This window comes from Metabacillus rhizolycopersici (assembly GCF_020075705.1).
In genome coordinates this window covers 1-2,223 of record NZ_JAIQUM010000186.1, presented here as the reverse complement: position 1 = coordinate 2,223, position 2,223 = coordinate 1, and the positions used below count along the sequence as shown (strand labels likewise).

Annotated in this window: 3 protein-coding genes; all 3 read right to left on the bottom strand. The window is 34.6% G+C overall.

Annotated elements, in window-relative coordinates:
- Positions 1–149 precede the first annotated feature (149 nt).
- Complete coding sequence (locus tag K9V48_RS29820) at positions 150–374, bottom strand: CPBP family glutamic-type intramembrane protease (protein WP_224142283.1); 225 nt, start codon at positions 372–374, stop codon at positions 150–152.
- Positions 323–598, bottom strand: a complete 276-nt coding sequence (locus tag K9V48_RS27780; protein ID WP_224142284.1) for a CPBP family glutamic-type intramembrane protease — start codon at positions 596–598, stop codon at positions 323–325. Before K9V48_RS27780 ends, K9V48_RS29820 begins: the two co-directional genes overlap by 52 nt.
- A 180-nt stretch (positions 599–778) precedes the next feature.
- A partial coding sequence (locus tag K9V48_RS27775) for an IS200/IS605 family accessory protein TnpB-related protein (protein WP_224142282.1) occupies positions 779–2,223 on the bottom strand: 1,445 nt, incomplete at its 5' end.

Below are 2,223 nucleotides of genomic sequence, written 5' to 3'. Positions count from 1 at the left end.
ACCCCAAAACTTTCCAAATACCAAACCTTGGAAGGTTATTTGGTATGCATAAATTTAGTATAGCACGAGATATTTTAAGTTTTTATTGAAAAATATTGACAAACTATTAGCTGGTTTAATTGAATAAAGGCATTATTGTATTTCTTATGTTAGATGATAGTAACAAAAAAATTATGAAATGCGTGCAACAACACAACCAACCATAATGAACCTGTCTTTTTATACGCAAAACCAAAGAGTAAACCAATTACAAAAACATATATATGGGACCCAGCAATAAAGAATTCGAAAAATTCTGCATTGTAAGTCCAAATTGGATAATCTATGACCAAAAATAAGAAAGCTGTAACAATATTTGCTTTCCAAAAAGCCACTTTTTATTGATTTCTTGTAAAATCAGTCCCCTGAAAACAATTTCTTCGGCAATCCCTGCCATAAGAAAACCATTAAGGTAATCATCAAAGGATAATGAAAACTGAAATGGTGAATAACAAGAGTTGCAAAAATGACTACAACGCCAATAATTGCTATTCCAGGATGCAAAGCGTTTTGTGATATAAGCAAAAATATCCCTATTACATATAAGATATAATCCCAATATTGAACTACCCCCACCTAAAATCCTACCTAATTTTTGAGGAAGGGGATTCCCAAAAGGACATACTAAGTGACTTAGTAGACCATTGCCCGTTCAACTAGGCAATGGGTTTTCTACTTTCTTTCTTAGACAAACCTTTTTCCACCAAGTCTGGGAGAGCCCCTGGAGGAAAAAGATCACTCATCGAGTAATGCTTGCTAGGAATAGAAGTTCTATCTGATACAAACAATGGATATGTACATCAGATAAGCATGTTGAAATCCACTTCCATTGCGCCCAGTGATGTAGACCTACTATCTTCTCCGGTAGTAGGGAATGCAACACTGGTGGAAGTTTTTCTTTGAATCCCATGGCTCTTCTCGCAATGACATAAGAAGCTGCTTGGTGAATACTAATACCAAATCGCTTCATGTATTTGATTTTACTGATTTGACTTGTGTAGGCTGGATTTACTTCACATACAGCCACACCCATTTTGTTCGCACGGTTTTTTATGGCTGAAATAAGCTTTCGATAAGCGAACATAGACATTTTCTTATTCGCCTTTTTATTCCCATATGCATTCGATACTTTCGATTTCATTGTGTTTAATTTTTCAATCACGATCGGTTTATTGAGTTTACCAGTTAAATCGACTAATCGTATCGCTTCTGCTTCTATTATTTTTGTTGCTTGACCTGAAGATTTACCTTCCAATTCAAACTCAAATACACCTGATTTAATCAGTTGACCTTTCACATTCATGTTGGACCATGCGATGTGGTCCACATTCAAATCCACACCAACTACACCATCAGATTTACTGTGGTTTATGTTTTCCTCCTCAGGAATATCCAAGATGCATTTAAAAATATAATAATCACCGTGATCCTCAACAGACCAAGCAACTGCATTTCCATGTTCCTTTTTCAAATTAGATGGCTTATCTACTTGTGTTTGAATGATTTTTTCAATGTTTTCTTGCCCATAAGGAAATTGAAGGTTCGGTATTTCAACTGCCACACCGTTTAGAGTGGTGAAATGGAGATTTTTTGTCTCTGAAACATACGTAAAGACAAAATTCCCATACTTTGCGTCCTTACGACCACTAATCGTCATTTCACTGTAACGAGATTGTTCCCAATCCTCTACCCACAGTTTATGGTTATTTCGATAATGATGTAAGGTGTGCTGTCCTTTGAAAAGCTTTTTGCCACCAAAAACCACACTTTTTTCATTATTTTTTAACGTTTTAAGCTGTTTTTGAAGTCGATCTAAACGAAATTCTAATCGACCTAATCGGTTCTTAAGAGCTTTTATTTGAACATCTAAATAGTGATGTTCAAATTGATATGCGTGATAGTAAATATCCGTTTTCTTTTTGAACTCTACTACAAAAAAGTTTCCTTTTTGTTGTTCGCGGGAGGTTTTATTGAAGGATGGTTTTCCTTTGATGAACGAGTGTTTGATTTTTGTTAAAGTGGTTACTCTACTTTTTCTCGATTTGATTTTCTTTTTTACGGATTTGATTTGTTCTTCTTTCGTAGAAATGTACATTTTCTTAAGTTCACTTTGAGATTTCATCAAAGCATTTGCTTCCTGAACAACTGAATTTGTGTAATAATCGTTCATTTCAAAACGATTTT